Source organism: Actinomadura rugatobispora (genome assembly GCF_055379765.1).
The window spans coordinates 8,747,407-8,773,770 of the sequence record NZ_AP029191.1; the positions used below are offsets into that span (position 1 = coordinate 8,747,407).

Annotated in this window: 28 protein-coding genes; 24 read left to right on the plus strand and 4 right to left on the minus strand. The window is 72.5% G+C overall.

Annotated elements, in window-relative coordinates; all coding sequences use genetic code 11:
* The first annotated feature begins 17 nt into the window (after window positions 1-17).
* Window positions 18-914, plus strand: coding sequence for a LysR substrate-binding domain-containing protein (locus tag ACZ466_RS39330; RefSeq protein ID WP_378288384.1), 897 nt, complete (start codon window positions 18-20; stop codon window positions 912-914).
* A 22-nt stretch (window positions 915-936) separates the two neighbouring features.
* Here ACZ466_RS39330 and ACZ466_RS39335 read toward each other — a convergent pair whose 3' ends face one another.
* Entirely contained in the window at window positions 937-1,647 is a 711-nt protein-coding gene (locus ACZ466_RS39335) for an SDR family NAD(P)-dependent oxidoreductase (RefSeq protein ID WP_378288386.1), read from the minus strand.
* A 268-nt stretch (window positions 1,648-1,915) separates the two neighbouring features.
* On the opposite strand from ACZ466_RS39335, the gene ACZ466_RS39340 reads away from it, so the two are divergent.
* From ACZ466_RS39340 to ACZ466_RS39370, 7 genes are all read left to right on the plus strand, one after another.
* Complete coding sequence (locus tag ACZ466_RS39340; protein WP_378288388.1) at window positions 1,916-2,776, plus strand: mycofactocin-coupled SDR family oxidoreductase; 861 nt, start codon at window positions 1,916-1,918, stop codon at window positions 2,774-2,776.
* Window positions 2,777-2,816: 40 nt separating this feature from the next.
* Complete coding sequence (locus ACZ466_RS39345) at window positions 2,817-4,187, plus strand: cytochrome P450 (protein WP_378288390.1); 1,371 nt, start codon at window positions 2,817-2,819, stop codon at window positions 4,185-4,187.
* A 118-nt stretch (window positions 4,188-4,305) separates the two neighbouring features.
* The gene (locus ACZ466_RS39350; RefSeq protein ID WP_378288392.1) at window positions 4,306-5,655 is read left to right on the plus strand and encodes an MFS transporter; all 1,350 of its coding nucleotides are present in this window, start codon (window positions 4,306-4,308) and stop codon (window positions 5,653-5,655) included.
* A gap of 87 nt (window positions 5,656-5,742) precedes the next feature.
* Window positions 5,743-6,255, plus strand: a complete 513-nt coding sequence (locus tag ACZ466_RS39355) for a cupin domain-containing protein (RefSeq protein ID WP_378288394.1) — start codon at window positions 5,743-5,745, stop codon at window positions 6,253-6,255.
* A 7-nt stretch (window positions 6,256-6,262) separates the two neighbouring features.
* On the plus strand, window positions 6,263-7,057 hold the full coding sequence (locus ACZ466_RS39360) for a phytanoyl-CoA dioxygenase family protein (RefSeq protein ID WP_378288396.1): 795 nt from the start codon (window positions 6,263-6,265) through the stop codon (window positions 7,055-7,057).
* Window positions 7,054-8,031, plus strand: coding sequence for a phytanoyl-CoA dioxygenase family protein (locus ACZ466_RS39365; RefSeq protein WP_378288398.1), 978 nt, complete (start codon window positions 7,054-7,056; stop codon window positions 8,029-8,031). Before ACZ466_RS39360 ends, ACZ466_RS39365 begins: the two co-directional genes overlap by 4 nt.
* The gene (locus tag ACZ466_RS39370) at window positions 8,028-8,759 is read left to right on the plus strand and encodes an alpha/beta hydrolase fold domain-containing protein (protein ID WP_378288400.1); all 732 of its coding nucleotides are present in this window, start codon (window positions 8,028-8,030) and stop codon (window positions 8,757-8,759) included. Before ACZ466_RS39365 ends, ACZ466_RS39370 begins: the two co-directional genes overlap by 4 nt.
* A gap of 11 nt (window positions 8,760-8,770) precedes the next feature.
* Here the strand turns inward: ACZ466_RS39370 and ACZ466_RS39375 are convergent, their stop codons facing one another.
* Window positions 8,771-9,286, minus strand: a complete 516-nt coding sequence (locus tag ACZ466_RS39375; protein WP_378288402.1) for a DoxX family protein — start codon at window positions 9,284-9,286, stop codon at window positions 8,771-8,773.
* The gene (locus ACZ466_RS39380; RefSeq protein ID WP_378288404.1) at window positions 9,286-10,104 is read right to left on the minus strand and encodes a mycofactocin-coupled SDR family oxidoreductase; all 819 of its coding nucleotides are present in this window, start codon (window positions 10,102-10,104) and stop codon (window positions 9,286-9,288) included. The genes ACZ466_RS39375 and ACZ466_RS39380 overlap by 1 nt, the downstream gene beginning before the upstream one ends.
* A 216-nt stretch (window positions 10,105-10,320) precedes the next feature.
* Here ACZ466_RS39380 and ACZ466_RS39385 point away from each other — a divergent pair, with 216 nt between their 5' ends.
* Both ACZ466_RS39385 and ACZ466_RS39390 read left to right on the plus strand, forming a co-directional pair.
* Window positions 10,321-10,704 (plus strand): hypothetical protein, encoded by a 384-nt coding sequence (locus ACZ466_RS39385; RefSeq protein ID WP_378288406.1) that lies wholly within the window; start codon window positions 10,321-10,323, stop codon window positions 10,702-10,704.
* A 607-nt stretch (window positions 10,705-11,311) separates the two neighbouring features.
* A complete protein-coding gene (locus tag ACZ466_RS39390; RefSeq protein WP_378288408.1) occupies window positions 11,312-11,485 on the plus strand; it encodes an amidohydrolase family protein in 174 nt (57 codons plus the stop codon).
* A 65-nt stretch (window positions 11,486-11,550) separates the two neighbouring features.
* On the opposite strand, the gene ACZ466_RS39395 is transcribed toward ACZ466_RS39390, so the two are convergent.
* Window positions 11,551-12,420 (minus strand): acyl-CoA thioesterase, encoded by an 870-nt coding sequence (locus ACZ466_RS39395; protein WP_378288410.1) that lies wholly within the window; start codon window positions 12,418-12,420, stop codon window positions 11,551-11,553.
* A 143-nt stretch (window positions 12,421-12,563) separates the two neighbouring features.
* Between ACZ466_RS39395 and ACZ466_RS39400 the strand changes: the two genes are divergently transcribed.
* From ACZ466_RS39400 to ACZ466_RS39465, 14 genes are all read left to right on the plus strand, one after another.
* Complete coding sequence (locus ACZ466_RS39400; RefSeq protein ID WP_378288412.1) at window positions 12,564-13,361, plus strand: PaaI family thioesterase; 798 nt, start codon at window positions 12,564-12,566, stop codon at window positions 13,359-13,361.
* A gap of 430 nt (window positions 13,362-13,791) precedes the next feature.
* Window positions 13,792-15,000 (plus strand): CaiB/BaiF CoA transferase family protein, encoded by a 1,209-nt coding sequence (locus ACZ466_RS39405; protein WP_378288414.1) that lies wholly within the window; start codon window positions 13,792-13,794, stop codon window positions 14,998-15,000.
* Window positions 14,997-15,443, plus strand: coding sequence for a Zn-ribbon domain-containing OB-fold protein (locus ACZ466_RS39410; protein WP_378288416.1), 447 nt, complete (start codon window positions 14,997-14,999; stop codon window positions 15,441-15,443). The genes ACZ466_RS39405 and ACZ466_RS39410 overlap by 4 nt, the downstream gene beginning before the upstream one ends.
* Window positions 15,440-16,642, plus strand: a complete 1,203-nt coding sequence (locus ACZ466_RS39415; protein ID WP_378288418.1) for a thiolase family protein — start codon at window positions 15,440-15,442, stop codon at window positions 16,640-16,642. Before ACZ466_RS39410 ends, ACZ466_RS39415 begins: the two co-directional genes overlap by 4 nt.
* 29 nt (window positions 16,643-16,671) lie before the next feature.
* Window positions 16,672-18,138 (plus strand): aldehyde dehydrogenase family protein, encoded by a 1,467-nt coding sequence (locus ACZ466_RS39420; RefSeq protein WP_378288420.1) that lies wholly within the window; start codon window positions 16,672-16,674, stop codon window positions 18,136-18,138.
* A 26-nt stretch (window positions 18,139-18,164) separates the two neighbouring features.
* Window positions 18,165-19,379: an amidohydrolase family protein gene (locus ACZ466_RS39425; protein WP_464041859.1), complete on the plus strand. Its 1,215-nt coding sequence runs from the start codon at window positions 18,165-18,167 to the stop codon at window positions 19,377-19,379.
* A gap of 2 nt (window positions 19,380-19,381) precedes the next feature.
* Complete coding sequence (locus tag ACZ466_RS39430; protein ID WP_378292573.1) at window positions 19,382-19,588, plus strand: ferredoxin; 207 nt, start codon at window positions 19,382-19,384, stop codon at window positions 19,586-19,588.
* A gap of 5 nt (window positions 19,589-19,593) precedes the next feature.
* Window positions 19,594-20,373 carry an SDR family NAD(P)-dependent oxidoreductase gene (locus ACZ466_RS39435; RefSeq protein ID WP_378292575.1) on the plus strand — a complete coding sequence of 260 codons (780 nt, stop codon included), beginning with the start codon at window positions 19,594-19,596 and terminating at the stop codon, window positions 20,371-20,373.
* 5 nt (window positions 20,374-20,378) lie between these two features.
* Window positions 20,379-21,623: a cytochrome P450 gene (locus ACZ466_RS39440; RefSeq protein ID WP_378292578.1), complete on the plus strand. Its 1,245-nt coding sequence runs from the start codon at window positions 20,379-20,381 to the stop codon at window positions 21,621-21,623.
* 11 nt (window positions 21,624-21,634) lie between these two features.
* On the plus strand, window positions 21,635-22,084 hold the full coding sequence (locus tag ACZ466_RS39445) for a nitroreductase family deazaflavin-dependent oxidoreductase (RefSeq protein WP_378292580.1): 450 nt from the start codon (window positions 21,635-21,637) through the stop codon (window positions 22,082-22,084).
* Window positions 22,084-22,392 (plus strand): hypothetical protein, encoded by a 309-nt coding sequence (locus ACZ466_RS39450; protein WP_378292582.1) that lies wholly within the window; start codon window positions 22,084-22,086, stop codon window positions 22,390-22,392. Before ACZ466_RS39445 ends, ACZ466_RS39450 begins: the two co-directional genes overlap by 1 nt.
* Before the next feature lie 37 nt (window positions 22,393-22,429).
* Window positions 22,430-23,560, plus strand: a complete 1,131-nt coding sequence (locus tag ACZ466_RS39455; RefSeq protein WP_378292584.1) for an acyl-CoA dehydrogenase family protein — start codon at window positions 22,430-22,432, stop codon at window positions 23,558-23,560.
* 25 nt (window positions 23,561-23,585) lie between these two features.
* Complete coding sequence (locus ACZ466_RS39460) at window positions 23,586-24,815, plus strand: acyl-CoA dehydrogenase family protein (RefSeq protein ID WP_378292586.1); 1,230 nt, start codon at window positions 23,586-23,588, stop codon at window positions 24,813-24,815.
* The gene (locus tag ACZ466_RS39465; protein ID WP_464041860.1) at window positions 24,812-26,317 is read left to right on the plus strand and encodes a class I adenylate-forming enzyme family protein; all 1,506 of its coding nucleotides are present in this window, start codon (window positions 24,812-24,814) and stop codon (window positions 26,315-26,317) included. Before ACZ466_RS39460 ends, ACZ466_RS39465 begins: the two co-directional genes overlap by 4 nt.
* The last annotated feature ends 47 nt before the right edge of the window (window positions 26,318-26,364 follow it).

Sequence of the window (26,364 nt, forward strand, 5' to 3'; positions counted from 1 at the left end):
GCGGATATAATCTCGCCGTGGACTTCATCCAGCTCAAGGTGTTCCGCGCGGTCGCCGAGGAACTGCACTTCGGCCGTGCGGCCAAGCGCCTGCACCTCGCCCAGCCCTACATCAGCCGGACGATGCGGGCGCTCGAGGCCGACCTGGGCGCCCCGCTGTTCGACCGCACCACCCGGCGCGTCGAGCTCACGCCCGCGGGGCGGGCCCTGCTGGAACCGGCGGCGGCGATCCTGCGGATGGGCGAGCAGGCCCGCGCCGAGGTCGAGGCGGCGCACCACGGCGACAGCGGGCGGGTGCGGTTCAGCTTCGCCGGCCCGGCGTCCCAGGCCATGGTGGGACGGCTCGCGCGGACGGTGCGCGAGCGGCACCGGCGCATCGACCTCGCCTTCCGGCCGGGCCGCTACGGCCCGGCCGTGGTGCGCGAGCTGCTGGAGCACACGACGGACCTGGCCATCGCGCGCTTCGAGCACCCGCCGGCCGGGGTCGAGAGCCGCGTGGTGGCCAGGGAGAGCGGCATCGTCGCCGTCCCCTCCGCGCATCCGGTCGCGGCGGCGGCGTCGGTCTCCTTCGCCGACCTGCGCGGCGAACCGTTCATCGCGATGCCGGAGGAGTACGGCTCGGCGGTCCGCGCGATGTTCGTCAACGGCTGCCACGCGGCGGGCTTCGTCCCGGACGTCGTGCAGACCGCCCCCGACTCGTGGACGTGCTTCGCGCTGGTCGCGGCCGGTGTCGGGCTGCACTTCTCCACCGACTCGGCGGTCGCGCAGATGACCCTGGACGGCGTGCGGATCCTCCCGCTCGCCGAGGAGATCCCGCCGATCTACGCCCATCTCCTCTGGCGGAGCGGCGATCGCGACCCCGCGCTGGCGAAGGTCCTGCGGACCTCCGAAGAGGTGCTGCCCACCGTGGCGTGAGCCGGGCGGACGGCCGGTCGCGTCAGGTGTGCATCCGGAGCAGCTGGCCGCCGTCGACCAGCACCTCGGACCCGGTGATGAAGGAGGCCCCCGGCGACAGGAGGAAGGCCACCGTCTCCGCCACCTCGTGGGCCTCGCCCGCCCGGCCGAGCAGCGCGGAGGAGCTGAGGCGCCGGATGGTCTCCGCTTCGTGCATCGGGGTGGCGATCGGCCCCGGCAGCACCGAGTTCACCCGGATGCCCTCCGCGCCGAGCTCGGCGGCGGCGCTGAGCGACAGGCCCCGCGCCCCCCACTTGGAGGTCGAGTACCCGACGTGGCGCGGGAAAGGCCGCATGCCCGCGCTGCTCACCGTGTTCACGATGGCGGGATCGGCGCCCTCCCGGAGCAGGGGCAGGCAGGCCTGGATGCCGAGGAAGGGCCCGAGGCAGTTCACCCGCCAGGCGCGCTCGAAGTCGGCGGGGTCCTCGTCGGCGATGTGCGCGCGGTGCAGCACGCCGGCGTTGTTGACGAGCGCGTCGAGGCCGCCGAAGCGGTCCCGCGCGCTCTGGGCGGCGGCCTGCCATTCCTCCGCGGAGGAGACGTCGAGCCGCCGCGCGTGCACCGCGTCCGCGGGCAGCGCCGCGGCGGCGGTGGCGAGCTCGTCCTCCAGCACGTCGCAGGCGACCACGGCGTAGCCCTCGTCGACCAGCCGCCGGACGATCGCCAGCCCCTGCCCCCGGGCGGCCCCGGTCACCAGTGCCCTTCGTCGTGCTGTCACGGCCCCCGCTTCCGGCTCTGCTTCCGATATTGACGTCGAAGTTATAGACAGTGGATGCTCTCCGCAAGGGACCGGGCCGAGCGGTCCCGCGGGCGGAGGAGGCGCGCATGGAGGCCGGGACGGCACCGCGGCGACCGCGGCGTCCCCGCAGTGTCCCGACGGGTCTCCCCGAGGTCAAGACCATCGCATTCCCCTCCGTCGACGGCCGGAGCGGCCGCCGACCACCTGAGAGAGAGGTCTCATCATGGGTCGAGTCGAGGGCAAGGTCGCCTTCATCACCGGGGCCGCGCGCGGGCAGGGCCGCAGCCACGCGGTCCGGCTGGCCGAGGAGGGCGCCGACATCATCGCCGTCGACCTCTGCGGCGACCTGGCGACGAACCTGTACCCGCTGGGCACCCCGGAGGATCTGCGGGAGACGGTGCGGCTGGTCGAGGAGCAGGGCCGGCGGATCGTGGCGGTGCAGGCCGACGTGCGCGAGCGGGCGCGGCTGGCGGCCGCGCTGGAGCAGGGCATCGCCGAGCTGGGCGGGCTCGACGTGGTGGTCGCCAACGCCGGGATCTCACCGATGGGCGGCCGGCCGCCGATGCAGGCGTGGGCCGACGCGGTGGACACCGACCTGGTCGGCGTCATCAACGCCGTCCACGTCTCGCTGCCGCATCTGACCGAGGGCGGCTCGATCATCGCGACCGGGTCGGCGGCGGCGTTCATGGTCGGCATGCAGATCGCCGAGCCCGGAAGGGACCCGGGCGGCGCGGGCTACCAGTACGCCAAGGTGGCGCTGTCGCACTTCGTCCACGAACTGGCGCGCAACCTGGCGCCGCGGCAGATCCGGGCCAACGTCGTCCACCCCACCAACTGCAACACCGGCATGCTCAACAGCGACCCGATGTACAAGGCGTTCCGCCCGGACCTGGAGAACCCCACCCGCGAGGACGCGCTGCCGGCGTTCCCGGCGCAGCAGGCCATGCCCATCCCCTACATCGAACCGGTCGACGTCAGCCACGCGGTGGTCTATCTCGCCTCGGACGAGTCGCGGTACGTCACGGGCCTGCAGCTGCGCGTGGACGCCGGGTCGTACCTCAAGTTCCACGACTTCCACGCCTGACGTTCCCCACCCCCCTTCCGACTCGGGCTGGAGCACCGCCATGAGCGATGACGAAACGCAGACCACCGACACCGGGCGCAAGCGGCCCGCCATCAGCCTGGACCGCCACTCCACGCGGTACCGGGTGGAGTTCGAGCAGCTCACCGACGAGTTCCACGGCAGGTGCCCGGTGGCCTGGAACGACACGCACGGGGGCTACTGGTTCGCCAGCGGCAACAAGGAGCTGTTCGACCTCGCCCGGCGCGCCGACGTCCTGTCCAACGACAACGACGTGACCGGGACCGGGACCGGCTACGTGGGGATCACCATCCCGCCCCCGCCCGGACAGCGGAACCGGGGCGGCTTCCTGGAGATGGACCCGCCGGACCAGCGGTACTACCGGCAGGCGCTGAACCCCTACCTGTCGCCGGCCGCGGTCGCGCGGTGGAGGCCCGTGGTCGAGGAGCTGACCCGGGCGTGCCTGGACGAGGTGATCGAGACCGGCCGGATCGACTTCGTCGACCATCTCGCCAACATCGTGCCCGCGGTCTTCACCCTGGCGATGCTCGGCATGCCGCTGAAGGACTGGGACGTCTACTGCGAACCCGTCCACGCCGCCGTCTACACCCCGATGGACTCGCCGGACTATCCCCGGGTGCAGGAACTCCAGATCCGCATGGGCATGCACATGCTGGAGACCATCCAAGCGGTCCGGGCCGAGCCGCGTCCCGGGCTGATCAACGAGCTGGTGCACCTCGAGCTGGACGGCCGCCGGCCCGACGACATGGAGCTGCTGGGCGTCGTCATGCTGCTGATCGGCGGCGGCTTCGACACCACCACGGCGCTGACCGCGCACTCCCTGGAGTGGCTGTCGCGGCATCCCGGGGAGCGGGAGCGGCTGAGCCGGGAGCGGGAGACGCTGCTGGACAGCGCGACCGAGGAGTTCCTGCGCTTCTTCACCCCGGCCCAGGGCGACGGCCGCACGGTCTCCCGGGACTGCGAGATCAACGGCACCCGGTTCAAGGAGGGCGACCGCCTCTGGCTGTCATGGGCGATGGCCAACCGGGACGAGACCGTGTTCGAGGACCCGCACCGGATCCGCCTCGACCGCAGCGGCAACCGCCACAACAGCTTCGGGCTGGGCATCCACCGGTGCATCGGCTCGAACGTGGCGCGCGTGACGTTCAAGACCATGCTCACCGCGGTCCTGGACCGGATGCCCGACTTCGCCTGCGCCGAGGGCGGCGCCGTGCACTACGACACCATCGGGGTCATCAACGGCATGAAGCACCTGCCGGCGGCCTTCACTCCCGGCCCGCGCCTGGGCGCCGGCCTCGACGAGACGATCGAGAAGGTCCAGCGCATCTGCGACGAGCAGCGGCTCGCCGAACCCGTCACCGTCCGCAGGGGGAGGGCCGAGCTCGACGGCTGAGCCGGCACGCCCCCGCCCCCGCCCGCGTCCGGGCCCGCCTCCGCATCCGCGGCGGGCCCGTGTACGGGCCTGCGCCGAGATTCCCCACCCCATCGGGCCACCTCCTGACCGGGAGTCCATGATGCAACCCCCCTCGTCCACCGCCGGAGCCCCGGGGCCCTCACCGCGCATGGCCCGCCGGGCCGCGCTCGCGGGTTTCGTCGGCACCTTCATCGAGTACTACGACTTCGCGCTCTACGGAGTGCTGACGGTCTTCCTGGCACCGCAGTTCTTCCCGTCCGACAACGCCTCGACCTCGTTCCTGGCCGGGCTCGCGGTGTTCGGCGCCGGGTTCGTCGCCAGGCCGATCGGCGGGATCCTGTTCGGGCGGTACGGTGACCGGCGCGGCAGGCGGAACGCCCTGGTCCTCAGCGTGCTCCTGATGGGTGTGTGCAGCACCCTGGTCGGGATCCTCCCGACCTACGCCACCCTCGGCGCCCTGGCCCCGCTCCTGCTGGTGCTGCTGCGGCTCGGGCAGGGCATCTCGGCCGGGTCCGAGATGCTCGGCTCGATCACCTACGTGCTGGAGTCGGTGCCGCGGCGGCGCCGCGTGTTCATGGCGTCGCTGACGTCGATGGGGGCCGTGCTCGGCGGCGCCACCAGCACCGTCACCGCCGCCGTCCTCACGGGCGTGCTGGGCCGGGACGGCATGGAGGACTACGGCTGGCGGATCGCCTTCCTGATCGCCGCCCCGCTCACCGCGATCGCGCTGTGGATCAGGACGAAGCTGGAGGACTCACCGGAGTTCACCCGGATGATCGAGCGCCGGGAGGTCACGCGCTCCCCGCTGCGCGAGGTGCTGACGGTGCACCGCCGCAACGTGCTCATCGCGGGCGGTATAGCGATCAGCGCCAACGGCGCGGCGGGGCTGGCCGCCTGGTTCCACACCTATCTGGTCGGCAACCGCGACCTGCCCGGCGGCGAGGTCTTCGCGGCCTCCGCGGTGAGCTCGATCCTGAGCGCGTTCCTCGCCCCGGTCGCGGGCCGGCTGGCCGACCGGTACGGCCAGCGCCGGACGTTCGCGGCGGTGCTGGTCGGGTACCTGGTCGCGGCGTTCCCGGTGATGTACATGCTGGGGAAGGCGACCGGCTTCGCCGGGCTGATCGTGGCGCTGGGCGTGTACTCGCTGCTGGTGGCGATGGTCCAGGCGCCGGCCTTCACCCTCATCGCCGAGTTGTTCCCCGGGCCGGTGCGCTACACCGGCGCGAACTTCGGCCAGAACATCGGCACCGTGCTGGCGAGCGGGCTGGCCCCGTTCGCGGCCGGCCTGCTGTTCACCGTCACCGGCTCCTCGCTCGGACCGGTGATCTGGATCTTCGGGGTGTGCGCCATCGCCTTCGTCGCGCTGTCCGTCCCGGCCGTCCAGTACGTGGCGGGCGCCGATCCGGCCGCCGATCCCGGGGACGCGATCGGCGCCGAGCGGCCTTGACGCCCGGCGGGGCCCATGGCATTGTCAAAGTCGATGTCGAAGTTGACAAGACTCCGGAATTCCGTATCGCCGAGATGAGGTGGGGTCATGGCCGCGAGTGAGCGGGTCAACAAGATCAGGTTCTTCCGTTCGGAGGACGCGCCCTCGATCGACGACGACGGCATGATGTCGGCACCGCGGATCGACAAGGCCGTCCACGCCGAGTACGACACCAGCCCGCTGCGCGACGGGCAGCGCGTCACCGTCCTCTTCAAGGGCCACGGCCCGGACGGTTTCAGCCTCGTCCACGCCTGGTTCGGCGCCGGCTTCCGGCTGCCCCGCCACAGCCACTCCGCCGACTGCCTCTACTACGTCATCTCCGGCGAGCTCACGATGGGCACCCGCACGATGAAGGCGGGCGAGGGGTTCTTCGTGCAGGCCGAGGCCCCCTACGCGTACACGGCGGGGCCGGAGGGCGTGGAGGTCCTGGAGTTCCGGACGTCCACGAGCTTCGACATGAAGGTGTACGACCAGACCGTCGAGCGGTGGAAGCCCATCGTCGAGGCCATGCGCGCCAACCATCCCCAGTGGGTCGCGGCGCAGGCGGGCGCGGGCGGCTGAGCGTCAGATGACCACCCGAGCCACGCTCCCGGCCCCGACGAACGACCTGGAGCGCGCGGAGCACGACCTGGAAGAGCACGGCATCTGCGCGGTGACGGACGTGCTGGAGGGCGAGACCCTGCGCGCAGTCAAGGACGGTCTCTACGCGGCAGCCGCCGCGGACCGCACGTGGGGTCGCGAGGAGCGTTTCGCCGCCGACTACGCGCACGACGAGACGAACCAGCGGGTGTGGAACGTCCTCAGCAGGGGACCGGTCTTCGAGAACCTCGCCGCCCATCCGACCGCGCTGCGCCTGGTCCGCTCCCGGCTCGGCTGGCCGATGCTGCTCGGCAACCTGTCGGCGAACATCACCGGCCCCGGCGGCGGGGAGATGATGGTCCACGCCGACCAGCGTTTCCTGCAGGAGCCCTGGCCGGCCGAGCCGCAGGGCGCCAACGCGGCATGGTGCGTCGACGACTTCACCGTCGACAACGGCGCCACCCGCTTCGTCCCGGGCAGCCATCTCCTCAACCGCTCGCCGCGGCCCGAGGACGACACCTCGTCGGTGCCGATGGAGGCCCCGGCCGGCTCGCTGGTCGTCTTCGACAGCCGGCTCTGGCACCAGACCGGCTTCAACCGCACCGCCGACCGGCGGCGCGCCGCGGTCTTCGGCTGGTACACCCGCACGATGTACCGCCCCCAGGAGAACTGGTTCCTGTCGCTCGACCCGGCCGTGGTGCAGTTCGCCTCCGAGGAACTGCTCGTCCTGCTCGGATACAAGACCTACGGCTTCGGCATGGTCAACGGGAGGTCGCCTCGATGACCCGTGCGCCCGCGGACGGGCGGTTCGAGTTCCTCTCCGGCGCGTGGATCGAGGAGGCGGCGCGCTTCGTCCGCAACGCCGCGCCGGACGTGCGCTTCACCCTCTGCGAGACGTTCACGGATCCGCCGCCGGGGATCGGCGGCGCCTGGCACGTCCGCGTCGGCGGCGGCGCCGTCGAGGCCGGGCCGGGCGAGATCCAGGACGCCGACCTGCGCGTCTCCGGCGACTACCAGGGCATGCTGGCGATGGTCCAGACGGTGTACGCCGCCGGGCGCGACGCCATGGACCGCGCCCGCCGCGAGATGGTGCACCGGCACGGTCCCGGCGTGATGCGGATGGAGGGGAGCGCTCCCGCCGCCATGCACCCCGTGCTCGCCGGGCTGCACGACCACATGGCCGCCCGCACGATCGAGAACCCCCACCTCGGCCACCGGGCGGCCAGGCTCGGGCTCGCGCGCCACGTGGCCGAGTTCAAGGAACGCGGGCACACCGTCATCGAACGCGCCATCTCCGAGGCGTTCGCCGACGAGCTGCGCGAACGCGTCCAGTCCGAGTCGCGCGCCCCGGACGCCGGTGGGCTGCTCGCCCGCCACCGGCTCTTCGAGGAGATCGCGCTGCACCCGCTCGCGCGCACGGCCGCGCACGGCCTTCTCGGGCCGGACATGATCCTGCGGGGCCTGTCCGCTTCGGACGCGCCGTCCCAGGTGCCGGACGCGCTCGTGGTGGTGGCCTCGTGGGTCCTCGACGACCGCGGCCTCTCGTTGCCGAAGGGTTCCGTCGTGCTCCGCGACGACCGGTCCACGCGACCGCCCGAGGCACAGGACGTCCCGATCACGATCACCGCCGTCTACGCCCACCCCTCCACCGGCCCCGCGGACGGCTTCGGCTCGGTGGGGGAGGAGTGCCTGCGGCGCAATCCACCCGCGTTCCGGACGCTGCTCGGCCTGGATCGCGCCGCGGCGGAGACGCCATGACCGGCGTGCGCACCGAGGCGACGGCCGCGGGCCTGATCGTGCGTCCCCCAGACCCGGCCGGGACGGTCGTCCTCTACGCGCCGGGGGACCGTTACCTCGCGGCCGACCCGGAGCCGGTGCCCGACACGGCCCGCCGGCTCGCCCTCCAGACCGGGGCCACGGTGGTCTGCGCCCGCTACCGGCAGGTCTTCCCCGCCGCACTCGACGACGTCGAGGCCGCCTACGACCTCGGCCGGAGCCTCGGACCGGTCGCGGTGGCGGGCGAGCGGCTGGGAGCCGGGCTGGTCACCGCCCTGCTGCTCCGGTTGCGCGACCGGGGGGCCGCCCTGCCCGGCTGCGGGACGCTGGTCTCCGGGCTGCTGGACCTCACCTTGGGCGCGTCCAGCCTGCTCTTCAACGCCGCCGGCGATCCGGCGTTCGACCTCGGCGCGGTCCGCGCCCGCGTCGCCGCCTACGCCGGCGGCGCCGCCAAGGACGATCCGCTGGTGAGCCCGCTCTTCGGCAACCTGCACGGCCTGCCCCCGATCCAGCTCCTGGCGGCGGGCAACGATCCCCTGCTGGACGACTCGCTGGCGTTCGCCGCGCGCGCCGCCCGGTCCGGCGTGCACGTGGACCTGCGCGTCCGGTCCGATGCCGCCGCCCTCCACCGCGACACCGTTCCGGCGATGGCCGCGTTCGTCGCGGACTGGGCCGCGGCGGGCCTCCTGCCCCCTCTCACCGGCTCTTGAGAGGTTGTCCGTCACGCGGCGGCATCGGACTTCCCGCGCTCCGGCCGCCAGAACGTCGCCAGCAGGCCCGCGGTCGCGACCACGGCCACGCCGAGCGCGATGCCGCCACCGACCCAGCCGTCCACCTCTGTGCCGGCGGCGGCGTCGAGCGACAGCCGCCCGGGGCCCAGGACGGCCAGTGCCAGCGTCACGACCGCGAGCACGAGGACGTACTCGTAGCCGTCCTTGAAGACGAAGAAGCCGTTCGGACGGTGCGCGAGCAGGCCCGCGACCAGCATCACGGAGATGACCGCCGCGCACGCCAGCGGCGTGAGCAGGCCGGCCACCAGCAGTATCCCCGCGCCGATCTCGGTGACCACGCTCATCCACGCCTGCAGCACCCCGTGCCGCAGGCCGAGCCCGCCGAACCAGCGGCCGGTGCCCTCGATGCGGCCACCGCCCCGCCAGTGGTTGAGCCCGTGGGCGATCATTGTGAGGCCCACGACCACGCGCACCAGCAGCAGGGCGACGGCGTCGGCGTCCATCATCACAGGGTCATGCCGGCCTCGACCGGCAGCGAGATGCCGGTCACGGCGTACGCCTCGTCGGACACCAGCCACAGGATCGCCCGGCTGACGTCCACCGGCTGCAGCCGGTCCACCGGCAGCACCCGCGTGACCTGCTGGAGGCGGCTCCCGTCGGTCATCGGCGAGTGCGGGTTATTGATCATGAAGGTGTCGACCGCGGTCGGGTGCACGACGTTGACCCGGACGCTGTGCGGGCCGAGCAGCCTGGCCCACCCCTTGGCGAGGCCGACCAGGCCGTGCTTGGCCGCGTTGTACCCGGAGAGGCCGCCGGAGCCGTCGGTCATCCCCTTGAGCCCGGCCGTGGAGCCGGTGACGACGATCGAGCCGCCGCGGCCCTGGTCGATGAGCGGGCGCTCGGTCACCTTCAGCGTGTTGAAGACGCCGGTGAGCATCACGCCGATCGCGTCGGCCCAGTTGGCCGCCGACCGTTCGAGCGTCGTCTCGGCCCCCGGATCGCTGTGCAGCACGCCCGCGTTGGCCAGGACGATGTCCACGCCGCCGAGTTCGGCGATGCCGTGCTGCAGGGCCTTGTCCAGCGCCGCGATGTCGCGGACGTCGGCGACCGCGGTCACGCACCGCCGCCCGGCCGCCTCGACCACGCGGGCGGTCTCGGCGAGGTCGTCGGCCGTGGCCATCGGGTAGGGGACGGTCGGGATGTCGGCGCAGACGTCCACGGCGATCACGTCGGCGCCGTGCTCGGCGAGCAGCGCCGCGTGCGACCGTCCCTGGCCGCGGCCCGCTCCGGTGATGAAGGCGACCTTGCCGTCCAGCTGTCCCATGGTGTCGATGCCTCCTGGGGGGTAGGCGTGCCCGCGGCCGTCCTCGGGCCCCGCCGTCTGCACGATAGCCCGAAGTCAGTATTGATGTCGATATTGACATTGAGCTACGCTGCCGGGGAGGTCGACCAGGTCATGCCCGCTCGCTCGGGCCCGTGCGACCGCACAGGGGACCCGCCGGGCGGGAGGCGACCATCTCGTCGCGAAAGGAAGCCCGACATGCCGTCACGTGAGCTGCCGTTCCCGCTGTTCGACGCGGACAACCACATGTACGAGACCGAGGAGGCGTTCACCCGGCACCTGCCGGAGGACCACCGGGGCGCCATCCAGTACGTGCAGGTCCGCGGCCGGACGAAGATCGCGGTCCGGGGGCAGATCAGCGAGTACATCCCGAACCCGACCTTCGAGGTGGTGGCCCGTCCGGGCGCCCAGGAGGACTACTTCAAGCACGGGAACCCGGAGGGCAAGTCGTTCCACGACCCCCCCCAGGTCCCGGCTGGAGTTGATGGACGAGCAGGGCATCCAGCGGACGCTGATGTTCCCCGCCCTGGCGAGCCTGCTGGAAGAACGGGTGTGGGACGACCCGGAGCTCACGCGTGGTGATCCACGGCTGAAGCAGCGGATGGACGAGGTCTGGTCGTTCGACCATCGGGACGGCATCTTCTCCACCCGGGGTATCGGGAAATCCGATTCCTCCCCCGCCTTCGGCGGGGGAGGAATCGGACCTCTGCGGAGCAGGACAAGGATCGGAAATCCGCCGCCGCGGCGGATTTCCGAAACTCCGAGCGCGGTCTGCGAGCTTGGTGTTACCGTCTGTGATGCCTGGCCGCTGGAGACCAAGCTGGTCGGGCCATGCTGGTCGAGCGGCTCGAGTACAGGCGCCCGGCCGCGTGTACAGATCGATCCCGCGTCCACCTCGCAGCGTTGTCCGGCGTGTGGGACCAGGGACCGGGAGGCGCGCGAGAGCCAAGCGTGTTTTACGGTGCTGGTCCTGCAGCTACGTCGGCAACACCGCCGATGTGAACGCGGCGCGCACTATCGCACGCGAGCCGGGCTCGTGTGCACGGCGGCCGGGCCGGCCGTTGCTGCGCGGGGACGCTCCGGGTTGCCGGGGCGGATGAACCGCGAACCTCAACCTGAGGTTCCTCTCCTGAGGGCACGGGTTGGAATCCCCCTCGTTTACGAGGGGGAGGAGGTCAACGAGGACGACATGGCGGCGCTGGCCGACCTGCTCGGGATCGACCGGGTGCTGTTCGGCTCGGACTACCCCCACCCCGAGGGCAAGGCCGACCCGATCACCTTCGTCGACGATCTGGCCTCCTTCACCGAGGAGGCCAAGGCCAAGATCATGGGTGGCAACCTGTCCCGCCTCATCCCCGTCTGATCCGGCCGGGGGCCGCCGCGTCGCCAGGGCCGCCGCCCGTCCGGGCGGCGGCCCTGCGCGCTCTGTCAGAGCCGGGATGCGACGGGCATGGACGCCGCCGATCCGCTCGGCGAGAGGGCGCGGATCATGGCGTCCTGCGTGAACGAGGCGATCAGGCGCCCGTCCTCGGTGACCACCTGGCCGCGGATGTGGCTCATGCCGGCACCCGCGTAGGTGCTCTCGTGGTGGTAGCGGATCCAGCCGTTCCACTCCACCGGGTCGTGGAAGACCACCGAGATGCCCATGGGCGCGGTCGAGACGGTGTAGTGCGCCTGGGACGTCCCGAGCCCGGCGTGCGGCCGCATCGCGGTGGAGATGGAGAGGTGGCCGGTGAAGTGCGTGAGGAGCGCGCGGCGCAGGTCGTCGCGTCCGGGGACCTGGTCGTAGTGCAGCCAGGCGTCCACGACGGGCGGCCCGACCTCGTCGGGATCGTTGATGTCGCGGACCCCCTCGATGCGCAGCCGCCTGCCCGGCAGCGGCATGTCGATCTCGTTCGCCGCGTCGGGGCCGCCGACCTCCGGGCCGGTCCACCGGTCGTGCCGGATGAGGTCCGGCTGGGGCCGGTCCAGCAGCACGGAGATGGTCGAGCGGGTCCGGTCGCCCTGCGTGACGGCGATGGTGGCGCTGGCGAAGGAGCGGCCGACCTGGACCGGTGTGACGGTGAACTCCAGCGGCAGCGCGGGATCGCCCGCGGAGACGAACAGGCCGTGCGCGGACCGCACGGTGCGTTCGGGCAGGGCCTTGCCCGCCGCCACGATCGCCTGTGACAGCATCTGGCTGGCCTCGACGACCTGGCGGCTCCCGGGGTCGCTGTGGCCCAGGAAACGCCGCGGGTCGGCCCCGTCCGGCGCCACGTCGAAGATGGCGAGCATGCCCTCCAGCGTCGACTCGGTCATGGTGACCTCCGCGGTTCTTGACAAGCCTTCGCAGACTTATCCAAACTTCGATGTCGAAGTTGACATTACATGGATCACGACGGGGGAGCGAGGGTGCGGTGACGGTGCGCACCGCCGGCCGACCCGCGCAAGGAGAGACCGCTGTGAGCGTCAGTACTGGCCCTGAGACCGGCCCCGAGACCGGCCCCGAGGCATCGAGTCACATGCTCGGCGAGCTCGGCTTCGCCACCACCAGCGTCGGCGAGGACCTGCACGGCACGGCCTCGATCACCCCGGAGATGCACGTGCCGGGCACCGCGCGCCTGCGGACGTCCATCCTGGCCACCTGGGCCGACACGCTGATCGGCCTGCTGGCGTCCAAGGTCACGCACCCGCGCGTGCCGGTGACGCTGGGACTCGACGTCCACCTGTACCGCCCCGCTCCCGCGGCCGGGACGCTGCTGGGGATCGCCCGGACGGTCAAGGCCGGCCGCTCGGTCTTCACCGGGCGGGTCGAGTTCACCACCGGCGGCGGCGAGCCGTGGGCGATCGCGCACGGCTCGTTCATGCTGGCGCCGGACCCCGGCGTGTCGCTGCCGGCCACCCTCAGCGTCGAACTCCCGCTGCAGAAGGAACGGCTGGTCAAGCCGTTCGCCGAGCGTGCGGGGTGCGAGCGGCGCGGGCCGGGGCTGGCCGTCCTGCCCCGTTCGGAGGACGGCCTGAACGCCTCCCGCACCATCAACGGCGGGCTGATCGCCCTGGTCGCGGAGGAGGCGGTGCTGTCGCTGGCGCCCGGCGGCACCCTGTCCTCGCTCGAGCTGCGCTACCTCCAGCCCGCGCGGGTGGGTCCCGTCGTCGCCACCGCCGGGTTGCGCGACGGCCTCGGCCAGGTGGAGCTGCGCGACGCCGGCAGGGACGACCGCCTGACGGGCATCGCCGTCGCCAGGACCTTCCCCGCCTGAGTTCTCGCCCCCGGCGCTCGCGTGCGTTCGACGCACGCGAGCGCCTTTTCTCTTGCTCGGAATCGGCCGAACGTCCGCCGGAGCTCTCGAAACAGGAGCCGGAGGTCTGGTCTTCCGCAGACGTCGTTGCTACCATTTAGTGCAGCGCTGCTTAAATGATAGCAACTACCCACCCCCAGCAACCTGTTCGCGGGTTGCGCCGCCAGGGCCCTCCCCGGCGGCGCCGACCGGATCCGCTTGCGGCCGGCCCGGACGAACGCCCGCGCATCCTCCGATCGACCTTCGCGGCCATCGCCGCGACGCCCGAACCGCCCGCATCACCCGCGCGTTCGCGCGGGTCCCCGCCGCCGGGATGTCGCGCCGCCCCGCGAACACCGCACACCTTCAGGAGGCGCTGGTTGTGACCGCCGCAGAGACAGGGAGGTTCTTGGTGGACGAAGGTGCGTTCAGCGGCCTGCGCGTCGTCGAGCTGGCGCAGTGGGTGTTCGTCCCGGTCGCCGGCGCGCTGCTGGCCGACTGGGGCGCGGACGTCGTCCGGATCGAGCGCCTGGAGGGCGACCCGTACCGGGGCCTGGCCACGCAGGGCATCGGGACCGACGCCGGCGGGGTCAACCTGTCGATGGCGCTGGCCAACCGCGGCAAGCGGTCGGTCGCGCTCGACCTGCGCCAGGAGGAGGGGCGGGCCGTCCTCGACGAGCTGCTGAAGACGGCCGACGTGTTCCTCACCAACTTCCGGCCGGGGGCGCTGCGCCGCCTGGGGCTGGACGCGGAGACGCTCACCGAGCGCTTCCCCAAGCTCGTGTACGCGCGGGGGAACGGCTACGGGCCGCGGGGGCCCGACGCCGACCTGCCCGGCTACGACTCGTCGGCGTTCTGGGCGCGGGGCGGCATGGCGCACGTCCTGACACCGCCCGACCGCGACGGTCCGATCGGCCAGCGCGGTGCGATGGGCGACCGCAACGGCGCCATGGCGCTGGCGTTCGGGATCGCCACGGCGCTGCTGCGCCGCGAGCGCGGCGGCAAGGGGTCGGTGGTGGACGTGTCGCTGCTGGCCACGGCGATGTGGACGCTGTCGTCCGACGTCCTGTCCGCGCTGCAGGGGCATCGGCCGAGGGCGGCCTCCGGGAACGAGGCGTCGCCCAACCCCCTGGTCGGCGTCTACGCGACGAAGGACGGGCGCCACATCCAGCTCGTGTTCCTCCAGGGGGACCGGTACTGGGCGGACTTCTGCAAGCTGGTCGGGCGCGAGGAACTGGTGGACGATCCGCGTTTCGTGGACCTGGCGGCGCGGCGCGAGAACCGGGACGCCTGCATCGCCGAGCTGAAGGCGGAGTTCGCCAGGCGGACGTTCGAGGAGTGGAAGGACCTGCTCGCGCGGATCGACGCCCCGTGGGCGCCCGTGCAGGCGGTGGAGGAGCTGCTGCAGGACCCCCAGGTCCTGGCCAACGACTACATCGGCCAGGTGGTCGAGGACGACGTGACGTACTCCCTGCCGACGGTGCCGGTGCAGTTCGACGAGCGGCCGCCGGACCTGCGGCGGGCGCCCGAGCACGGCGAGCACACCGAGGCGGTGCTCCTGGAGTTGGGACGCACCTGGGAGGACATCGCGGCGCTCAAGGACGCCGGGGCGATCCCGTGACCGAGGCCCAGCGCCCCGTGCCGGCGCCGGACGAGCTGTCCGCCCCGTTCTGGGAGGCGGCGGCCCGGCACGTGCTCACCGTCGCCCGCTGCTCCCGGTGCGCCGCGTTCACGCTTCCGCCGGACCAGACCTGTCCGCACTGCCACAGCACCGACCCGGAGTTCGCGTTCGAGCCGGTCAGCGGCCGCGGCACGGTCCGCTCGTGGACGGTGATGCGCCAGTCGTTCCTGCCCGGCTTCGCGGACGACCTGCCGTTCGTGCTGGTCGATGTCGAACTCGCGGAGCAGGAAGGGCTGCGGGTGATCGGCCGGCTCCTCGACGGTCCCGGTGCGCCCGTCCGCGTCGGCGCCTCGGTGGAGGCGGCGTTCGAGGACGTCGCGCCGGGCGTCGCCGTCCCCGCCTTCGTGCTCGGCGGCAAGGGCAGAGGGGAGGAGGGCGCGTGAGCGGCAGGTTCGCGGCGAGCACCAAGGTGGCCATCGCCGGCTACGCCCACAGCCAGGTGGAACGGCACGCCGCGCGGCCGCTGGGCGCGCTCGCCGTCGACACCGCCCGCCGGGCGATCGCCGACGCCGGGCTGGAACCGCGCGACGTGGACGGCGTGGTCGCCGCGTCGCTGTTCCCCTCCGCCGGCGCCCACGCCGTGGAGGACGGGATCAGCACGGTGACGGCCGGCTGGATGGCGCAGCACCTGGGCACGGCGCCGCGCTACGTCGCGGGTTTCCAGGGCATCGGCCAGGTCTCCGGCGCCCTGACGCTGGCGGTCAACGCCGTGGCGAGCGGCGCCGCCGACCACGTGCTGTTCTACCGGGCGCTGCACAATCCGCGGGGGAGCTACCACGGCAACCCGATGCGGGAGGTCGCCGGCCCGCAGCAGTGGACCGCGCCGGCCGGCTACTTCGGGCCGCTGGCGATGATCGCGCTGCCCTACAACGAGTACCTCCGGCGCTACGGGGCCACGCGGGAGGCGATGGCGGCCGTGCTGGTGGAGGCGCGCAAGAACGGCGCCCGGATCCCCTGGTCGTACTGGCACGGCAAGCCGCTCACCGAGAAGGAGTACCTGGCGGCGCCGACACTCGCCGACCCGATCTGCCGCTACGACTGCGACATCCCGGTCGACGGGGTGGCGGCGTTCGTGGTCACCTCGGCCGAACGTGCCCGCGACCTTCCGCACAAGCCGGTCTACGTCGCCGGCTACGCCTCCAGCCCGCCTCCCGCGGCGCGGCTGCCGCTGCACTGGACGCTCGACGACATCATGTCCGGCGGCGCGGAGACCGCCCGCCGGCTGTGGGAGAGCGCCGGGATCGGGCCGGACGAGGTGGACCTGCCGCAGATGTACGACGGCTTCTCGCCGTTCGTCTGGTTCTGGCTGGAGGCGCTCGGCTTCTGCCCGGTGGGGGAGGCGCACCGGTTCGTCCAGGACGGGCGGATCGACAGCGACCGTCCCGGCGCGCTGCCCGTGCTGTCGGGCGGCGGGGCCCTGGGGAACGGCCGGATGCACGGCATCCCCCAGATGCTCGAGTGCTATCTCCAGCTCGCCGGCCGGGCCGGCGAGCGCCAGCGTCCGAAGGCGACCGTGGGGGTCGCCTGCCAGTCCTCGCCGCACTACGGCGGCGCCGTCGTCTACGCCGCCGAATCGTTCTGACCCGTCAGCGTGAGAGAAGGGAGCAATCGGTGGGACTCATTCCTCATTGGTGCTCGTATGTGGCCGGCAAGTGGGTGGACGGGGACGACAGGTTCACCGTGGAGAATCCGGCGGACGAGACGCCGGCGGCCGACGTCTCCGCCGCGCCCGTGGACGAGATCGAACGGGCGGTCGTCGAGGCGCGGCGCAGCTTCGACGCCGGGGTGTGGGCGGACCTGCCGGCCGCGGAGCGCGCCGAGACCCTGCACGCGTTCCTCGACCACATCGAGGCGACCGGGGAGGCGCTGGTCGACACGATCGTGGCCGAGGCGGGCCAGCCGGTGTTCTTCGCCGAGGGCACGCAGCTGCGCACCGGGCTGGCCGCGGCGCGCGACACGATCGACCTGTACCTGTCGATGGCGCACGAGGAGTCCAACCCCGTCCCGGTGGACGAGCTGGTGCGCGGCCGGTTGGCGCTGAGCCTGCGGCGGCACGAGCCGGTCGGCGTGGTGGCGGCGATCACGCCGTACAACGCGGCGCTCATGATGGGCTTCCAGAAGATCGTCCCGGCGCTGATGGCGGGCAACTCGGTGGTGCTGCGGCCGAGCCCGCTGACGCCGGTCTCCTCGCTGATGTTCGGTGCCGCGGCGGAGGTCGCCGGCATCCCGCCGGGCGTGCTGAGCGTGGTGGTCGAGCCGGGCGCGGCGGGGGCGGAGCTGCTCACCACGCATCCGGCCGTGGACATGGTGTCGTTCACCGGATCCACCACGGTCGGGCGGGCGATCCTGGCGCAGGCGGCGCCGACGATCAAGCGGGTGGCGCTGGAGCTGGGCGGCAAGTCGGCGCAGATCTACCTGCCCGACGCCGTCGAGAAGGCGGCGGGCGGGGCGATGGCCGTCGTGGCGGCCACGGCCGGTCAGGCGTGCGTGGCCGCGACGCGCATGCTCGTCCCGCAGGACCGCAAGGACGAGGTGGTCGAGGCGGTGTCGCGGGTCTACGCGGGCATCAAGGTCGGTCCCCCCTCCGACCGCGAGGCCCTGATGGGCCCGGTCATCAGCGCCGCGCAGCGGGACCGCTGCGAGCGGTACGTCGAGATGGCGCGGGAGAAGGGGGGCCGGGTGGCCTTCGGGGGCGGCCGCCCGGAGGGTCTGGAGCACGGCTACTTCTTCGAGCCGACCGTCCTGGACCTGCCCGACAACTCCAACCCGGCGGCGCAGGAGGAGATCTTCGGCCCGGTCATCGGGATCATCGGCTACCGCGATGTCGACGACGCCGTGCGGATCGCCAACGACAGCGAGTACGGCCTGTCCGGTCAGGTCTACGGCGCCGACGTGGCGGCGGCGACGGCCGTGGCCCGGCGGCTGCGCACCGGCGCGGTCAACGTCAACACGGCGCTGTTCAGCGCCTACGCCCCGAGCGGCGGCTACAAGCAGAGCGGCCTCGGCCGCGAGCGCGGGACCGACGGCATCCGCGCTTTCCAGGAAGTGAAGCACATGGTGGTCGGCGAGCTCCGCTGAGCCCGCCCGGCAGGAAGGAACGGAAGATGGCGACCAATCTCAACCTGGACTGGCTCATCTCGGTCGACGACCACGTCCTGGAGCCCCCGAACGTGTGGACCGACCGCGTCCCGGCCAAGGACCGCGACCGCGCCCCGCACCTGGAGGTCGACGACGACGGCATGGACTTCTGGGTCTACGACGGCAAGCGGATGCCCAGCTCCGGGCTGAGCGCCGTGGTGGGCAAGTCGAAGGAGGAGTTCAGCCCCGAGCCGGTGCCCTACAGCGAGATGGCGCCCGGCTGCTACGACGCCGCGGCCCGCGTGAAGGACATGGACCGCGCGGGCATCCTGGCCTCGCTGTGCTTCCCGTCGGTGACCCGGTTCTGCGGGCAGCTGTTCTACGAGGCGAGCGACCGCGACTTCGGGCTGGTGTGCCTGAAGGCGTACAACGACTGGATGATCGAGGAGTGGTGCGGGGCGGCGCCGGGCCGCTACATCCCGCTGATCCTGATCCCGCTGTGGGACCCGCGGCTGGCGGTCAAGGAGATGGAGCGCTGCGCGAACAAGGGCGCCACCACCTTCGCCTTCTCCGAGAACCCCGAGCCGCTGGGCCTGCCGACCATCCATGACAAGGACGGCTACTGGGAGCCGGTCATGGCGGCGGCCAACGACCTGGAGATGGTCGTGTCGATGCACGTCGGCTCGTCGTCGACGCTGCCGCAGATCTGCAAGGACGCGCCGTTCATGGCCAACCTGACCTGGGGCGCGACCCGCACCTCCGGGACGATGCTGTCGTTCCTGTTCAGCGGGCTGTTCCAGCGCTACCCCAACCTCAAGATCGCCCTGTCGGAGGGCGAGGCCGGCTGGATCCCCTACTTCCTGGAGCGCGCCGAGCAGGTCCTCGACAAGCAGCGCCACTGGGTGAAGAAGGGCGTGCAGTTCATGGAGCACGCCGGCAGCGGCGCGATCGACCTGGACACCCTGGACGTCCGCGCCTCGTTCCGCGACCACATCTTCGGCTGCATCATCGACGACGCGCACGCGATCGCCAGCATCGAACTCGGTGACATCCCCGAGGACAACATCATGTGCGAGACCGACTACCCGCACTCCGACACCACCTGGCCCGACTCCATCGGCGTGATCAAGAACCGGATCGGCCACCTGCCGGAGGAGACCCAGTACAAGATCCTGCGCGGCAACGCCGAGCGCCTCTACCGGTTCACCCCGGCCGAGCCGCCCGTCCTGGCCGGGGTCTGACGGTGAGCGGTCGCGTCGTCGTCGACCGGAGCCTCTGTCTCGGCAGCGGCATGTGCCTGGTCTACGCGCCGCACACCTTCGAGCACGATGAGCAGGCCAAGGCGGTCGTCGTGGACCAGGCGGGCGACCCCGCCGACGACATCGGCACCGCCGTCGACGCCTGCCCCACCAGCGCGCTGAGCCTGGCGCCGAACGACAATGGAGCGTGACACGGATGTTGCTTGAGGGAAAGAGCGCCGTGGTCACCGGCGCGGGGTCCGGCGTGGGCCGGGCGTCGGCCGTGCGGTTCGCGGAGGAGGGCGCCCGCGTCGTCTGCGCCGACATCAGCCTCGAGCGGGTCGAGGAGACGGCCGAGCTCATCGGCAAGGCGGGCGGCACCGCGGTGACGGTCCGGACCGACGTCTCCCGTGAGGACGACGTCATCGCCATGCTCGGCGCGGCGGTCGAGCACTTCGGCCGGCTGGACGTCCTGTTCAACAACGTCGGCGTCCCCACCCCCCGGCTGGGGGCCCTGCTCGAAGACCACACGGTGGAGGACTTCGACCGGCTGATCGGGGTCAACCTGCGCAGCGTCTTCCTCGGGAGCAAGCACGCCGTGCTGCGCTTCAAGGAGCAGGGCGACGGCGGCGTCATCCTCAACACCGGCTCGGTGGCCGGCCTCGTCGGCTGGGGCGGATCGGTGTACGGGTCGACCAAGGGCGCGGTGCACCAGCTCACCCGCGCCGTCGCCATCGAGGGCGCGCCGTTCGGCATCCGGGCCAACGCCATCTGCCCGGCCGGGATGCCCTTCACCAACTTCATGGCGGCGGGCGGCATGGGGGGCGCCGACCAGATGAGCGAGGAGGCGGTCCGGCAGGTCGGCGCCATGCACCCGCTCGGCCGTCCCATCACCGCCGAGGACTGCGCCGAGGCCGCCGTCTACCTGGCCTCCGACCGGGCCGCCAACATCACCGGCGTCCTCCTGCCGGTCGACGGCGGATACGTGGCGAGGTAGCGGAGATGAGCGAGACCCAAGCGCTGGACCGCGAGCGGCTCCGGCATCTGTTCGACCTGCGCAGCAGCTACAACGTGCGCATGGGCGGCGACTTCACCGCCGATCCCTACCCGGTCTGGCGGGAGCTGCGGGAGAAGGGGACGGTGCACGAGGGCACCGTGCACAAGCTGACGGGCTACGCGGGCGATGCCTTCTTCCAGGGCCTGCCCGAGCCCGACCGGCCGCACTACTCGGCCTTCAGCCACGCCGCCCTGGACGCCGCGTACCGCAACCCCGAGGTGTTCGCCTCCTCCCCGGACGAGGTCGATCCCACCAGCGGCGCCGACGTGTACAACAGCATGCTGAACATGGGCGGCGACCAGCACCGCCGCTACCGGGCCCTGGTGCAGCCGTCGTTCGTCCCGGCCCGGGCCCGGTGGTGGATCACCAACTGGATCGAGGAGACCGTCCACGCGCTGATCGACGGGTTCGCCGCCGACGGCCGCGCGGAGCTGAACGTCGACTTCTGCGCGGCCATCCCGGTGCTGACGATCACGGGCAGCTTCGGCATCTCCCCGGAGCGGGCGCTGGACGTCCGCGAGGCCATGTCCCGCCCGATGGAGATCGTGGAGGTGCTGCGGCCGATCGTGGCCGCCCGCCGTGAGAATCCGCAGGACGACCTGATCAGCATCCTGGTCGAGGCCGAGCTCAAGGAGGAGGACGGCACCACCCACCGGCTGTCGGACGCCGAGATCTACTCCTTCGCGCTGCTCCTGCTGCTCGCCGGGTCCGGCACCACCTGGAAGCAGATGGGCATCACGCTCGCCGCCCTGCTGCAGCGGCCGGACCTGCTGGAACGGGTGAAGGCCGACCGTTCGCTGCTGCGCCCCGCGATCGAGGAGGCGCTGCGGTGGATGCCCACCGACCCGATGTTCTCCCGGTACGTGACGCGGGACGTCGACTTCCACGGCACGCACCTGCCCGCCGGGTCGGTCCTGCACCTGTGCCTGGGGTCGGCCAACCGCGACCCGGCCCGCTGGGACAACCCGGACGAGTACGACATCACCCGCAAGATGAAGGCGTCCTTCGCCTTCGGCGGCGGCCCGCACATCTGCCTGGGCATGCACGTCGCCCGCGCGGAGATGAGCGCCGGGATCGGGGCGCTGCTCGACCGGCTGCCCGACCTGCGGCTGGACCCCGACCGCGAGCCGCCCCGCTTCATCGGCATGTACGAGCGCGGCGTCACCGAGATCCCCGTCGTCTTCGGATAGAGAGACCGCGCATGAGCGAGAAAGAGCCCGGCTACCAGGCGCCCGACCTCAACCTGGTCGGCGCCGAGCACATCCGCCGCTACCGGGAGACCGGCGGCGAGGTCGGCTACCTGTGGAACGGCGTGCCGACCCTGCTGCTGACCACGACCGGGCGCAGGAGCGGGCAGCCCCGCACGTCCGCGCTCATCTTCGGGCGCGACGGCGAGGACTACCTGGTCGTCGCGTCCAAGGGCGGCGCCCCGGACCACCCCCAGTGGTACCTGAACCTGGAGGCCGAGCCCCGGGCCGAGCTCCAGGTGCGGGCCGAGCACGTCCCGGTCGTCGCCCGCACGGCGTCGGCGGACGAGCGGCCCCGGCTGTGGAAGATCATGGCCGGGCAGTGGCCGAACTACGACGTCTACGAGACGCGCACCGAACGGGTCATCCCCGTGGTCGTGCTCTCCCCGGCAAGGGACGCGTGATGGAGCTGAAGATCGGACAGACCCTTGTCAGTGCCGTGGACGCGACCGCCGTGGTCGTCGTCCGCCACGCGGGCCCGGAGGTCTCGGTGACCTGCGGTGGTGAGGAGATGGCGGCGAGGACGTCGGTGCCGCCCGCCTCGCCCGCGGCGTCCGCGGGCGGGGGCGGGGGAGCGCAGCTGGGCAAGCGGTACACCGCCGAGGGCGTCGACATCGAGTTGCTGTGCGTGCGGGCGGGGACGGCGGAGCTGGCCGTCGACGGCAGCCCGGTGGTGCTGAAGAGCGCCAAGCCGCTTCCGGCCTCGGACTGACGACCATGGCGCTCTGGAGAAAGGTGAGGACCTGGTGATGGAGTTCGATCTCTCCTCCGACCAGAAGCTGTTCCTTGCGACGGCGCGGGAGTTTCTGGAGAAGGAGTACCCCCTGGACCGGATCCGCCGGAGCGGGGAGGCGGAGACGGGATTCGACCGCGACTGGTGGAGCCGGGCCGCCGAGCTGGGCTGGACGGCGCTGCTGGTGCCCGAGGAGCTGGGCGGGGGGAGCGTCTCGGGCAACGGGGTGCGGGACCTGGCCCTGCTCGCCGAGGAGCTGGGCACGGGGGTGGCCCCCGGAGCCCTGCTGGCGACCAACGTCGTGCTGGCGGGTCTGGTGGCGGCGCACGGCACCGGCCCCGGCCACGCCGCCGAGATCGAGGCGCTGGTCTCGGGCGAGAGCATCGCGTCGTGGGCGGTGTACGAGCCGGGCGGGTCGTGGGCCCCGCTGGCCCCGGGGCTGACCGCGTCCCCCTCGGCCGGCGGCGGTTTCCGGCTGGAGGGCGTCAAGGACCGCGTCGAGGCGGCCGGCCAGGCCGATCTGCTCCTGGTCACCGCCGCCACCCCGGACGGGACGGCGCAGTTCCTGGTCCCGGCGGTGGCCGACGGCGTGTCGGTCACGGCGCAGCGGAGCCTGGACCTGACCCGCAAGTTCGGGTCGGTGCGGTTCGACGGGGTGGAGGTGGACGCCTCCGCGCTGGTGGGGGCGCCGGGTGACGCGCGCGCGGTGGAGCGGCAGCTGCAGGTGGCGCTGGTCATCCAGTGCGCGGAGGTCTGCGGCGGGCTGACGCGCATGTTCGACGCGACGCTGAAGTGGGCGTTCGACCGCTACACCTTCGGCCGGCCGATCGCCTCCTACCAGGCGCTCAAGCACCGGTTCGCGGACAACCGGACCTGGCTGGAGGCGTGCCGGGCCACCACGTTCGCCGCCGCGGCGGCGGTGCAGGACGACGCCGCCGACGCGGCGAAGCTCGTCAGCGTCGCCAAGAGCTTCGTGGGGGACCGGTCGCTGACCGTCCTGCAGGACTGCGTGCAGATCCACGGCGGGATCGGGGTGACCTGGGAGCACGATCTGCACGTGTTCCTGCGCCGCGCGACGGTCGACCACTCGCTGTACGGGACCCCGGACGAGCACCGCCGGCGGCTGGCCGACCTGGCCGGTCTGTGATCGGCCGAGGGGAGAGAGGAACACGATGACCACCACCGAGAGCGTGGAGTCCTTCCGCGCCCGCGCGCGGGCCTGGCTGGCGGACAACATGCCGCGCATCGACCCGAACGCTCCGCACCTGAGCGGTGACGACCCGGCGCACTGGGTGCGCGCCCGGGAACTGCAGCAGAAGCTGTACGCGGGCGGGTTCGCGGGCATCTGCTTCCCGGCGGAGTACGGCGGGCTCGGCCTCCCGCACGCCTACCAGCAGGCGTTCAGCGAGGAGGCCGACGGTTACGAGATGCCGATCGTGCTGAACATCCCCTCGTTCAGCATCTGCTGCGCGACGCTGCTGGAGGCGGGCAGCGAGGAGCAGAAGCGGCGGCACATCGGTGCGGCGATCCGGGGCGAGGAGGTCCTCTGCCAGTTCCTGTCCGAGCCCAGCGGCGGCTCGGACCTGGCGGGCCTGCTGACCCGGGGGGTGCGGGACGGCGAGAACTGGATCATCAACGGCGCCAAGGTGTGGAGCACCTTCGCCTACGGCGCCGACTACGGGCTGTGCCTGGTGCGGACCGATCCGGACAAGCCCAAGCACGAGGGCCTGACCATGTTCCTGATGCCCACGCGGGCGCCGGGGCTGACGATGAACCGCATCCGGATGGCCGACGGCACCGACGAGTTCTGCGAGGAGTTCTTCGACAACGTCGTGCTGGGCCCCGAGCACGTGGTCGGGCAGGTCAACGACGGCTGGACGGTCGCGTCGCGGCAGCTGTACCACGAGCGCACCGCCGTGGGGGGCGGCTCGATCTTCACCAGCGGCTACGCCCAGCCGCCGACCAGGCCGCGGCCCGACATCCTCGACCTGGCCCGGCGGTCGGGCCGCGGCGACGAGCCGGAGGTGCGGCGGCGGGTCGGCGAGGCGATCGCGATGACGGTCGTGCACCGGCAGCTGGTGGACCGGGTCTCGGCCGGGATCGCCGGCGGCCACCTGCCGCCCGCCGCGGCCTCGGTGCCCCGGCTGTTCCACGCCGAGGAGAGCGAGTCCCACGCCGACGCCACGGTGCAGGTTTCGGGCGCTGCGATCGGCGTCGGGGCCGAGGGGGACGAGTTCGACTACGCGAGCCTGCACTTCCTGTGCCGCCAGGCGGGCAGCCTGGGGGGCGGCAGCTCGGAGATGGCGCGCAACCTCATCAGCGAGCGCCTGCTGGGCATGCCGCGCGAGCACGCGGCCGACCGCGGCGTCCCCTTCAACCAGATCAAACGCGGGGACCGATGAACCTCGCGATGATCCTGGACATGGTCGCCGACGGTGATCCCGGCCGGGTCCTGGTCGGGGACCGCGCGGGCGGGCTGACGGCCGCGGGGCTGCGGGACAGGGCCGTCGCCGGGGCGGCCCGCGTCGCCTCCTCCGGCGCGGACCGGCTGCTCTACCTGGGGCCGAACGGCCCGGCGTTCCCCGTCGCGCTGTTCGCCGCCGCGCTGGCGGGCGTCCCGTTCCTGCCCGTCAACTACCGCTACGGCGACGAGCAGCTCGCCGACGTGCTGGGCCGGCAGAAGGAGCCGCTGGTCGTGACCGACACCCCGGACCGGGTGGACGGGGCGCCGGCGATCGGCCTGGAGGAGTTCCTCGGCCTGCCCGCCGCGGAGAAGCCGCCGCAGGCCGCGTGGGAGATCGACGCGGAGTCGGTGGCGGTGCTGCTGATGACCAGCGGCACGACCGCCGCGCCGAAGAGCGCGGTGCTGCGGCACGCCAACCTGGCCGCCTACGTCTTCGGTTCGGTCGAGTTCGGGTCCGCGGCCGAGGACGACGCCACGCTGGTGTGCGTCCCGCCGTATCACATCGCCGCGGTGGCCAACGCCCTGTCGAACCTCTACAGCGGGCGCCGGATCGTCTACCTGGACCGGTTCACCCCCGAGGGCTGGCTGGAGACGGTCGAGCGGGAGCGGGTCACCCACGCCATGGTGGTGCCGACGATGCTGGTGCGGATCGTCGCCGAGTTGGAGGCCCGCGGCGCGCGGGGGCCGGCGTGCCTGCGCTCGCTGTCCTACGGCGGCGCGAAGATCTCCGGGGAGGTCGTCGAGAAGGCGCTGCGGCTGTTCCCCGAGACCGGCTTCGTCAACGCCTACGGCCTGACCGAGACCGCCTCCTCCATCGCGATCCTCGGCCCCGAGGACCACCGCGCGGCGGCCTCCGCGGCCGACCCGGCCGTCCGCGCCCGGCTCGGCTCGGTCGGCAGGCCGCTGCCCACCGTGGAGATCGAGATCCACGACGACGACGGCCGCCCGGTCGCGCCCCGGGTCGTCGGGGACATCGCGGTGCGCGGCCCCCAGGTCGCGGGCGAGTACCTGGAGGCCGGGCGGAAGGTCGGCGCCGACGGGTGGTTCCCCACCAGGGACCGCGGCTTCGTCGACGAGGCCGGGTACCTGTTCGTGCGCGGGCGCGCCGACGACACGATCATCCGCGGCGGGGAGAACATCGCCCCCGCCGAGATCGAGGACGTGATCAACGCCCATCCCGCGGTGCTCGACTGCGTCGTCGCCGGCGTCGAGGACGTCGAGTGGGGCCAGCGCATCGGCGCGTTCGTCATCCTCCGCCCCGGCCGGGCGGTCGACGAGGCCGGCGTGCGGGACTGGGTCCGGCGGCGGCTCCGCGGTTCCAGGGACGCCCGACCAGGTGGTCGTCGTCGAGGAGTTCCCCACCTCGGCCACGGGCAAGATCCTCCGCCGCGAACTGGCCGAGAGGGCCGCCGGCGGCGGGCTCTGACCGGCGGGCTCTGACCGGCGTGCGCGCCGCCGTTCGCGGGGCGGCGCGCACCGTGGCCGCG

Excerpts from the sequence above, each read along its gene's own strand:
- ACZ466_RS39460 (WP_378292586.1), top strand. The coding sequence starts at position 23,586 with ATGACCACCACCGAGAGCGTGGAGTCCTTCCGCGCCCGCGCGCGGGCC.
- ACZ466_RS39375 (WP_378288402.1), bottom strand. The coding sequence starts at position 9,286 with ATGATGGACGCCGACGCCGTCGCCCTGCTGCTGGTGCGCGTGGTCGTG.
- ACZ466_RS39390 (WP_378288408.1), top strand. The coding sequence starts at position 11,312 with ATGGCGGCGCTGGCCGACCTGCTCGGGATCGACCGGGTGCTGTTCGGC.
- ACZ466_RS39455 (WP_378292584.1), top strand. The coding sequence starts at position 22,430 with ATGGAGTTCGATCTCTCCTCCGACCAGAAGCTGTTCCTTGCGACGGCG.
- ACZ466_RS39385 (WP_378288406.1), top strand. The coding sequence starts at position 10,321 with ATGCCGTCACGTGAGCTGCCGTTCCCGCTGTTCGACGCGGACAACCAC.
- ACZ466_RS39450 (WP_378292582.1), top strand. The coding sequence starts at position 22,084 with ATGGAGCTGAAGATCGGACAGACCCTTGTCAGTGCCGTGGACGCGACC.
- ACZ466_RS39380 (WP_378288404.1), bottom strand. The coding sequence starts at position 10,104 with ATGGGACAGCTGGACGGCAAGGTCGCCTTCATCACCGGAGCGGGCCGC.
- ACZ466_RS39445 (WP_378292580.1), top strand. The coding sequence starts at position 21,635 with ATGAGCGAGAAAGAGCCCGGCTACCAGGCGCCCGACCTCAACCTGGTC.
- ACZ466_RS39360 (WP_378288396.1), top strand. The coding sequence starts at position 6,263 with ATGACCACCCGAGCCACGCTCCCGGCCCCGACGAACGACCTGGAGCGC.
- ACZ466_RS39465 (WP_464041860.1), top strand. The coding sequence starts at position 24,812 with ATGAACCTCGCGATGATCCTGGACATGGTCGCCGACGGTGATCCCGGC.
- ACZ466_RS39395 (WP_378288410.1), bottom strand. The coding sequence starts at position 12,420 with ATGACCGAGTCGACGCTGGAGGGCATGCTCGCCATCTTCGACGTGGCG.
- ACZ466_RS39350 (WP_378288392.1), top strand. The coding sequence starts at position 4,306 with ATGATGCAACCCCCCTCGTCCACCGCCGGAGCCCCGGGGCCCTCACCG.
- ACZ466_RS39355 (WP_378288394.1), top strand. The coding sequence starts at position 5,743 with ATGGCCGCGAGTGAGCGGGTCAACAAGATCAGGTTCTTCCGTTCGGAG.
- ACZ466_RS39435 (WP_378292575.1), top strand. The coding sequence starts at position 19,594 with ATGTTGCTTGAGGGAAAGAGCGCCGTGGTCACCGGCGCGGGGTCCGGC.
- ACZ466_RS39365 (WP_378288398.1), top strand. The coding sequence starts at position 7,054 with ATGACCCGTGCGCCCGCGGACGGGCGGTTCGAGTTCCTCTCCGGCGCG.
- ACZ466_RS39345 (WP_378288390.1), top strand. The coding sequence starts at position 2,817 with ATGAGCGATGACGAAACGCAGACCACCGACACCGGGCGCAAGCGGCCC.
- ACZ466_RS39440 (WP_378292578.1), top strand. The coding sequence starts at position 20,379 with ATGAGCGAGACCCAAGCGCTGGACCGCGAGCGGCTCCGGCATCTGTTC.
- ACZ466_RS39370 (WP_378288400.1), top strand. The coding sequence starts at position 8,028 with ATGACCGGCGTGCGCACCGAGGCGACGGCCGCGGGCCTGATCGTGCGT.
- ACZ466_RS39425 (WP_464041859.1), top strand. The coding sequence starts at position 18,165 with ATGGCGACCAATCTCAACCTGGACTGGCTCATCTCGGTCGACGACCAC.
- ACZ466_RS39340 (WP_378288388.1), top strand. The coding sequence starts at position 1,916 with ATGGGTCGAGTCGAGGGCAAGGTCGCCTTCATCACCGGGGCCGCGCGC.